An 8,285-nucleotide genomic window follows, 5' to 3' on the forward strand; every position below is an offset into this window, starting at 1 on the left:
TTTCGGGTCGCATCGCGCAGCATGGCGACGGCCTGCTCGCTCTGAGCGAGGGTGAGACGATCGGCGCCGTCGATCACGACGAGCGTGGTGCGCCCGCGCAGGGCGTCGCGCAGTTCGCGGAGCGGATCCGTCCCGCCGTCCACGATCACGCAGCCGACGTGCGCACGCACCCAGGCGCCGCGCCCCGGCAGCAGGTGGCCTGCCACGCGCAGGCGGCCCTCGGAGGGCACGCGCGCCGTGAGGGCGAGCGCCACGGCGCGGCGCACGGCACCGTCGCGTCCCGTGAGCACGAGGGCGGATCCGGCGGGCACCCGCAGGTCGAGACCGTCGATCGCGCCGGACACGGCGAGACCGTCGGCGGCGATCACGGAGTCGTCGCCGGGCCAGGCGGCCAGGTGACGCTCGCGCTCCACCGCCTCGCCCTCGATGTCGACGCTCGGCAGGATCCTCTCGAGCCACGCGGGGATCTCCCACGCCCGCTCGCCGAGGATCGCCATGAGCGCGGGGATCAGGGTCATCCGCACGAGGAACGCGTCGATCGCGATGCCCGCGGCGAGGCCCAGCGCGATCGGCTTGAGCGAGGAGTCGCCCTCGGGCACGAAGGCCACGAACACGGCGAACATGATGAGCCCCGCGGCCGTGACGACCTTCGCGGATCCGGTGAAGCCGCCGCGGACGGCGCGCAGGGCTGCGGCGCGGCGCTCGGCGCGGTCGGCGCTGCGGGAGCCCGCGTCATGCACGTAGTCCTCGCGCATCCGCGAGACGAGGAAGACCTGGTAGTCCATGGCCAGGCCGAACAACACGCCCATCAGGATGATCGGCATGAAGCTGATGATCGGCCCCACACGTGCGACGTGCAGGGCATCGGCGAACCAGCCCCATTCGAAGACCGCGGAGACCACGCCGAACGCGGCCACGATCGAGAGCAGGTAGCCGAGCGCCGCCGTGACGGGCACCCAGATCGAGCGGAAGACGATCGTCAGCAGCACGAGCGACAGCCCGATCACGAAGATCCCGAACGGCAGTAGTGCGGCGCCGAGCTGGTCGGAGATGTCGATCGCGACGGCCGTGAACCCGGTCACCTTCAGGTCGATCCCGAACTTCTTGAGCCATTCGTCGTGGTGCGAGCGCAGCTCGCGCACGAGGTCGGCGGTGGCGGGGGCGTCCGGAGCGGTCGTCGGGATGACCTGGACGATGCCGGTGTCGGCGGTCTGGTTCGGGGTGGCCAGGGCGATCTCGGCGACCCCGGGGAGCTTGCCGACCGCATCGCCCAGATCCTTCATGAGGCCGACCGGATCCTTCGACGTCACGATCGTGCCGGTGAGGATGAGCGGTCCGTTGAACCCCGGGCCGAAGTGCTCGGCGGTGAGGTCGTAGTTCTCCCGCGCCTCGGATCCCTGCGGCTGCACACCCGAGTTCGGCAGCGCGAGCGCGAGGTTCGCGGCGGGGACGGCGACGACCCCGAGTCCGAGGACGATGGCGACCGCGACGAGGACCGGGTGGCGGGTGACGCCGCCCACCCAGCGCTCGGAGAACGGCCGGCGCGGGGCCGCCTCGGCCTTGCCCTTCTTCGCACGGCGGGGCCGGGCGGGGCGTCCCGCCACGCGGCCCTTGAGGAAGCCGAGGATCGCGGGCGTCAGCGTCACGGCGATCAGCACGGCGATCATGACCGCGACGGCCGCCGCGATGCCCATCGTGGTGAGGAACGGAATACCGGCGAAGCCGAGGCCGATGAGCGCGATCAGCACCGTGATGCCGGCGAAGACCACCGCGGAGCCGGCCGTGCCGGTCGCGCGCGAGGCGGACTCCTCCGGATCCACCCCCGCACGCACCTGGTCCTGATGTCGCGCGACGATGAACAGTGCGTAGTCGATGCCGACCGCGAGCCCGAGCATGAGCGCGAGCAGGGGAGTGGTCGAGGAGACCGACGCGAAGGCGGTCGCGGCGAAGATCGCGGCCATCGAGACGCCCACGCCCAGCACGGCCGTGAGCAGCGGCATGCCCGCCACGACGAACGAACGGAACGTCACGATCAGCACGAGCAGCGCGATCACGAGGCCGATGCCCTCGGTGATCGAGATCGCCGGGATCGACATCGAGAAGAGATCTCCGCCGATCACGGCGTGCGCGCCCTGGGGCAGTTCCTTCTCGAGGTCGCTCACCGCCGTGCGCAGCGTGTCCTTGGTGGCGGCCGAGACGTCCGAGGCCTGGCCGTCGAACTGCAGCCGCACGATCGCCGCGGAGTGGTCGTCGGAGACCATGCCCGTCACGTGCTCGTCGTACGGGCTCGTCGCCGCGAGGACCCCGTGGACCTTCCCGAGATCGGTCACGGTCCGCTCGATCGGCGTCTTGTAGTCCTGGTCGGTGACGCTGTCGCCGTCCGCGGCCACGACGATGAACTGCGCGCTCGTGCCGCTCACCTGGGGGAAGGTGCGCTCGAGCTGCTCCAGGCCCGCCTGCGATTCCGTGCCGGGGATCGTGAACGCGTTGTCCGTGCCCTTGCCGAGGGCGAGCGCTGCGCCGCCGGCGATGCCGAGCACCAGCAGCCAGGCCACGAGCACGCGCCAAGGGTGCCGGAACGACCAGCGGCCGAGCGAGGAGAGGAGAGTCGACACGGGTTCCTCCGGAGGGAGTGCGGGCGGGTTCGATACACTGGTGTATCCGATACGTCTATGTATCGTAAGACGACGGCGCCGGGATAGTCTGTGCGCGGGATGTGAATCGCGGGCCCGAGGCCCGCAGGAGGTGCGGATGACCGGCAGTGCGACCAGGAGCCGGGAGAACACGCGCGCGCGGCTGCTCGAGGCGGCGGCGCTGGTGTTCGCCGAGGAAGGGCTCGACGGTGCGACCGTCGAGGCCGTGTGTGAGCGCGCCGGCTTCACGCGCGGCGCGTTCTACTCGAACTTCGAGTCGAAGGACGAGCTGTTCCTCGAACTCGCCGGATCCGTGTCGGCCGAGCGCCTGACCGCCGTGCGCGCGAGGGTGACCGAGCTGAACGAGGCCGGTGCGCTCGCCCAGGACTGCGATGCGACGACGCTCGTGCAGCAGGTCATGGACACCGGCAAGGACGACCGCCTCGGCGTCATGCTGCTGAGCGAGATCCGCCTCCGCGCCCTGCGCGATCACGCCTGGGGCAAGGCCTATCTCAAGCAGGAGCAGGAGATGGTCGCCGGCATCGCCCGGATCATCGACGACATCGCCGCGACCGGCACGATCTCCCTGCGGGTCGACTCCGAGGTCGCCGCCCGCATGCTGCTGATCATCTGGGAGGGCACGACCGTGCGCGGCGCCATGGCCGGCAAGGACGACGCCCAGCTGCGCCGCACCGGCAGCGTCGAGCTCGGCCGGCTGGTGTCGCTGCTGCTGGGCTGAGCGCCGAGAGCGTCCGCTCTGCTCAGCGCTCTTCGGCGGCCAGCAGCCCGTGGCAACGGGTGACGCGCTCCAGCCACCAGTCGCGGCGATCGGCCGGGGCTTCGAGCCGCGCGAGTGCTGCCGGATCGGGGACGACCCGTGCGGCGGACACCATGCCCCCGTGCGGGCGGGCGTCCGCGACGTCGTCGGCGAACAGCGACGCCGTGCCGAGTCCGCAGTCGTGGTCGAGTGAGGGCAGGGCCGCGGCCAGCGCGGCGCCGAGCGAGAGGCCGACGGCGGTCTCGAGCGCGCTCGAGACGACGACGGGCAGCCCCGCCTCCGCGACGATCCGCAGCGCACGCTCGATGCCGCCGAGCGGCTGCGCCTTGATGACGAGCAGGTCCGCGGCACCCGCACGGGCGACGGCGAGCGGATCAGACGCCTTGCGCACGCTCTCGTCCGCCGCGATCGGGATGTCGAGGTAGCGGATCCGCTCGCGCAGCTCGACGAGCTCGTCGACCGTCGCGCAGGGCTGCTCCGCGTACTCGAGGTCGAAGGGCGCGAGGGCGTGGATCGCCCGCTCGGCCTCGTCGACGTTCCAGCCGGCGTTCGCGTCGATGCGGATCCGGCCCTCCGGCCCCATCTCGGCGCGCACGGCGCGCACACGGGCGACGTCGTCGGCGAGGCTCTGCCCGGCCTCGGCGACCTTGACCTTCGCCGTGCGGCAGCCGTCGAAGCGTGCGAGCACCCCCGGCACCTGTTCCGCCGGCACGGCCGGGATCGTCGCGTTCACCCGGATCCCGTCGCGGACGGCGGCGGGGCGGGGAGCCCAGGCATCCGCGATCGCGGCGGAGAGCCACGTCGACGCCTCCGCGTCGCCGTACTCGGTGAACGGCGAGAACTCGGCCCAGCCCTGCGGCCCCTCGAACAACAGCGCCTCGCGGACGTCCACCCCGCGGAACCGCGTGTGCATCGGGAGCGCGACCACCCGCGCGGTGTCGAGGATCTCGGGGAGCGCGGGGAGGCGGGTCATGCCCCCATCATGCACCCGGGGATCCGCTCCGCCGCGCTCGGGCGCGACGGCGTGGACGTGCTCGGGGGGCGTCGATGGCCCGGGGGTGCGACGATCTGCACAGCATGCGACGTTGCGCGCACGGATCCGCCAGATCCCTGTGCGGATCGTCGCACCGTGTGCAGATCGTCGCGGGTCCCGCGGGGGCCCGGCCCGGATCCGCGCCTCAGCCGATCCGCTTCTGCAGTTCGGCGAGGCGCCCGGAGGGGTGGAAGCCCAGGGCGACGTTGACTGCCAGCATGTGCTCGTTCGATTCCGCGTTGTAGGTCACGACCCGCGGAGTGCCGGGCAGCTCCTGCTGCAGCCGGCGCAGGTTCTCCAGCTTGACCCGCATGCCCAGGCGGTGGCCGCGGTCCTCCCGGCGCACGAGCGTGCCCCACTGGTACGCGGAGCTGTCGTCCCCGGAGACCACGAGCTGCGAGTACGCCGCCACCCGACCGTCCGGGGCGAGCGCGACGACGCAGAACGAGGTGCGGCCCTGTGCGGCCACGAGCTCCTCGCTTTCGCGGATCTCCGCCACATCGGGAGTCGCGGCTTCGATGTCGAGGTCGCCCATGGGCGCCTCGGTGTCGAGCGAGCTGGAGAGCTCGGCCCATCCGGCGACGACGTCGTCGGGTACGCGCCCGGTCCAGCTGCGCAGCACGTAGTCGTCGTCGGGGAGCCCTGCGGCGAGGCGATCGAGCAGGTCCTCTGCCACGGGCAGGTCGAGCACGCTCTCCCGGTCGCCGAGTGCGAGCGCGTAGCCGTGCCTGCGGCCGAACTCGACGCCCGGATGCCCCGTGCCGTCGGCGGCCGCGGAAGCGGCCCAGCCCGTCTCCGCCAGGAACGTCCGCCGCGAGCGCGCGATCGCGCGGGTCTCCAGCTCGGCGAGAAGAGCGGATCCGACGCCCGTCCTCCGCGCTTCCGGGACGACGTACACCGCGACATCGGCGACATGGACGTTGTCCTTGAGCGGCAGCGCGAGGGCGGCCGCGCCGACGACCGTTCCGTCGCGCCGCGCGAGGAAGGCATGCTGCTCGAAGGTCGCCGAATCCTGCCGAAGCTCGGCGCGCGTCTCCTCGAGGGACCACAGCACGGCGTTACCACCGCGGTCGGCGCGCAACGCGGCCGCGTAGACGTCCCACCAGGCGTCCACCGCCGCATCGTCGTAAGGGTCCACGGGCTGGATCTCGATCGTCATGCCTCCACGCTATGCGAGTGCGACGGACGGGATCGTGTCATTGACAATAGTGTGTGACGCACAATATGGTGTTGAGCATGAGCGATGAGGAGTTCGACGGACACCTGCAGGAGCTGCGGCGCGGCACGGTCGTGCTCGCGAGCCTGCGGCTGCTGCGCGAGCCCGGGTACGGCTACGGCCTGCTCGAGCAGCTGAGCGCCGCCGGCTTCCCGACCGACTCCAACACGCTCTATCCGCTGCTGCGGCGCCTCGAGAAGCAGGGCTATCTCGTGAGCGAGTGGAACACCGAGGAGGCGCGACCGCGCAAGTTCTACCGCACCTCCGACGCCGGGCTGCGCCTGGCCGACACCCTCATCCGCGACGTGCGGGCCATCGCCGCCGCCACCGCCGCCCTGACCGAAGGGGAACGCTGATCATGACCGCCACCGCATCCGCCTATGCCGACCGCTACCTCGCCGCGGTGGGCCGAGCCGTCCCCGCCTCCTCACGGCCCGAGATCCTCGCCGAGCTCGAGGCGTCCATCGCCGAGCAGGTCGAGCCCCGCGTCGCCGAGGGGGAGGACAGGGACGCCGCCGAGCGCGCGGTCGTCGCCGGTCTCGGCGAGCCGATCGCGTACGCCTCGTCGCTCATCGACCGCCCGATGTGGGTGGTCGGCCCGCGCTACTACGCGGCCTGGCTGCGCCTGCTCCGGCTGCTGCTCTGGATCGTGCCGTTCTGCGCGGTGGGCGGGGTCGTGCTCGCCCAACTCATCGCCCGTGCGCCTGCGGGCGCGATCTTCGGCAGCGCCATCGCCGTGCTGATCCAGACGATCGTCCACGTGGGCTTCTGGACGACCCTGGTCTTCTTCGCGCTCGAACGCACGGGATCCACGGGCGACACGATCCTGGACTGGAATCCCGATCAGCTGCCGCAGTCGGCCGATGCCCGCTCCGGCCGCATGGACCTGATCGCCTCGCTCGTGTTCCTGGCGGTCGCCGCCGGGGCGATCGTGTGGGATCGCGTCCTCGGGTTCTTCCCGACCGGCGGCGCACCGATCCCCATCCTCGCCCCGGCGCCGTGGCCGTGGATCGTGCTTTTCGGCTTCATCGTGCTGGAGGCGGCGTTCGCGATCGTGCTCTACGTCCGCCGGCGCTGGACGACGGCGCTCGCCGTGGTCAACACGGTCCTCGCCGCGGCGTTCGCCGCCGCGACCCTGACGCTGCTCTTCCGCGGCGAGCTCATCAATCCCTCGCTGCTCTCGTTCATCACGGAGGCGGGCGGCGAGGGCTTCGCGCAGGGCCAGCGGGCATCGGCCGCACAGGGCGGCGTCTTCGGGATACTCGGCGTCCTCCTCGGCTTCGGTCTCGTGGCGTTCTCCGCCTGGGACATCGCCGACGGCTGGCTCAAGCTCCGCCGGGTGCGGCGCGGCGCAGTCGCCGCCGTCGCCGCGGGCGTCTGATCGACCGGCACCCGGAATAGGCTGGATCCGTGACCGAGAAGCCCGTCTCCGACCTGTTCGACCCCGCCGAGTGGACGCTCGCGCCGGGCGCGGGGGAGTACACCGACATCACCGCGCACGTCTCGAACGACGGACGGATCGCCCGCATCGCCTTCGACCGGCCCGAGGTGCGCAACGCCTTCCGCCCGCACACGGTCGACGAGCTGTACCGTGCGCTCGACGAGGCCCGTCAGGATCCGCGGATCGGCGTCGTGCTGCTCACCGGCAACGGTCCGAGCCCGAAGGACGGCGGCTGGGCGTTCTGCTCCGGTGGCGACCAGCGCATCCGCGGAAGGGACGGCTACAAGTACTCCGAGGATGAGGCGACGGTGCCGGCCGAGCAGCAGGCGAGGGCGGGCCGGCTGCACATCCTCGAGGTGCAGCGGCTCATCCGGTTCATGCCGAAGGTCGTCATTGCGGTCGTGCCCGGCTGGGCCGCCGGCGGAGGGCACTCGCTGCACGTGGTCTGCGACCTCACGATCGCCAGCGCCGAGCACGGCCGGTTCAAGCAGACCGATGCCGACGTCGGATCCTTCGACGCCGGATACGGATCCGCGTACATGGCCCGCCAGACCGGGCAGAAGTTCGCGCGCGAGGTCTTCTTCCTCGCCGAGGAGTACTCCGCCGAGCGCGCCATGCAGGCGGGCGCCGTGAACCGGGTCGTGCCGCACGCCGAGCTCGAACGAGAGGCGATCGCGATGGCCAGGACGATCCTCACGAAGTCGCCCACCGCGATCCGCATGCTGAAGTTCGCCTTCAACGCGGTGGACGACGGGCTGGTCGGCCAGCAGGTCTTCGCGGGCGAGGCGACCCGCCTGGCCTACGGCACGGACGAGGCGGTCGAGGGCCGCGACTCCTTCCTGGAGAAGCGCGAGCCCGACTGGTCCCCCTACCCCTGGCACTTCTGAGCATGACTTCGGGTTTCGAAGCGCGCGAGTGGCTCGATCTGCACCGTGGATGGAGTCATTCGCGCACGTCGAATCCGGGCGGAACGGGCGGCCCCCGGTGAGGCTGCGGGCCATCGACGGGGCGGATCCCGCGGCGGTCGGGGCTGCGGTGCCGCGGGCGCTGGACGGCACAGCGCCTCTCGCGCTGGGGTTCGCGCCGGGCCCCCGGGACGAGGTCGCCGAGGGCACCGCGGTCGTCATCGCGACCTCCGGATCCACAGGGCTGCCGAAACGGGTCGTGCTCTCCGCCGCGGCGCT

General features: G+C 71.8%; 7 protein-coding genes and 1 pseudogene. 5 read left to right on the forward strand and 3 right to left on the reverse strand.

The window, feature by feature from the left end; genetic code table 11:
• Positions 1-2,615, reverse strand: a 2,615-nt coding sequence (locus B7X32_RS15580) for an efflux RND transporter permease subunit (protein WP_292721562.1), incomplete at its 3' end; no start/stop codon positions are given.
• Between the two features lie 136 nt (positions 2,616-2,751).
• Between B7X32_RS15580 and B7X32_RS15585 the strand changes: the two genes are divergently transcribed.
• Positions 2,752-3,372 carry a TetR/AcrR family transcriptional regulator gene (locus tag B7X32_RS15585; protein ID WP_292721565.1) on the forward strand — a complete coding sequence of 207 codons (621 nt, stop codon included), beginning with the start codon at positions 2,752-2,754 and terminating at the stop codon, positions 3,370-3,372.
• Between the two features lie 22 nt (positions 3,373-3,394).
• On the opposite strand, the gene B7X32_RS15590 is transcribed toward B7X32_RS15585, so the two are convergent.
• Positions 3,395-4,384, reverse strand: coding sequence for an o-succinylbenzoate synthase (locus tag B7X32_RS15590; RefSeq protein ID WP_292721567.1), 990 nt, complete (start codon positions 4,382-4,384; stop codon positions 3,395-3,397).
• A gap of 205 nt (positions 4,385-4,589) precedes the next feature.
• Positions 4,590-5,603 carry a GNAT family N-acetyltransferase gene (locus tag B7X32_RS15595; protein ID WP_292721569.1) on the reverse strand — a complete coding sequence of 338 codons (1,014 nt, stop codon included), beginning with the start codon at positions 5,601-5,603 and terminating at the stop codon, positions 4,590-4,592.
• A gap of 77 nt (positions 5,604-5,680) precedes the next feature.
• On the opposite strand from B7X32_RS15595, the gene B7X32_RS15600 reads away from it, so the two are divergent.
• From B7X32_RS15600 to B7X32_RS15615, 4 genes and pseudogenes are all read left to right on the forward strand, one after another.
• Entirely contained in the window at positions 5,681-6,016 is a 336-nt protein-coding gene (locus B7X32_RS15600) for a helix-turn-helix transcriptional regulator (RefSeq protein WP_292721571.1), read from the forward strand.
• 2 nt (positions 6,017-6,018) lie between these two features.
• Entirely contained in the window at positions 6,019-7,041 is a 1,023-nt protein-coding gene (locus tag B7X32_RS15605; protein ID WP_292721574.1) for a hypothetical protein, read from the forward strand.
• Positions 7,042-7,070: 29 nt separating this feature from the next.
• Entirely contained in the window at positions 7,071-7,988 is a 918-nt protein-coding gene (locus B7X32_RS15610; RefSeq protein WP_292721576.1) for a 1,4-dihydroxy-2-naphthoyl-CoA synthase, read from the forward strand.
• A gap of 97 nt (positions 7,989-8,085) precedes the next feature.
• A pseudogene (locus B7X32_RS15615) lies at positions 8,086-8,285 on the forward strand (acyl-CoA synthetase); the annotation flags it as partial.

Origin of the sequence: Microbacterium sp. 13-71-7 (genome assembly GCF_002257455.1) — a bacterium.
Taxonomy (GTDB): Bacteria; Actinomycetota; Actinomycetes; order Actinomycetales; family Microbacteriaceae; genus Microbacterium.

Coding starts and splice junctions, on each gene's coding strand:
- B7X32_RS15585 (WP_292721565.1), top strand. CDS start 2,752: ATGACCGGCAGTGCGACCAGGAGCCGGGAGAACACGCGCGCGCGGCTG.
- B7X32_RS15590 (WP_292721567.1), bottom strand. CDS start 4,384: ATGACCCGCCTCCCCGCGCTCCCCGAGATCCTCGACACCGCGCGGGTG.
- B7X32_RS15595 (WP_292721569.1), bottom strand. CDS start 5,603: ATGACGATCGAGATCCAGCCCGTGGACCCTTACGACGATGCGGCGGTG.
- B7X32_RS15600 (WP_292721571.1), top strand. CDS start 5,681: ATGAGCGATGAGGAGTTCGACGGACACCTGCAGGAGCTGCGGCGCGGC.
- B7X32_RS15605 (WP_292721574.1), top strand. CDS start 6,019: ATGACCGCCACCGCATCCGCCTATGCCGACCGCTACCTCGCCGCGGTG.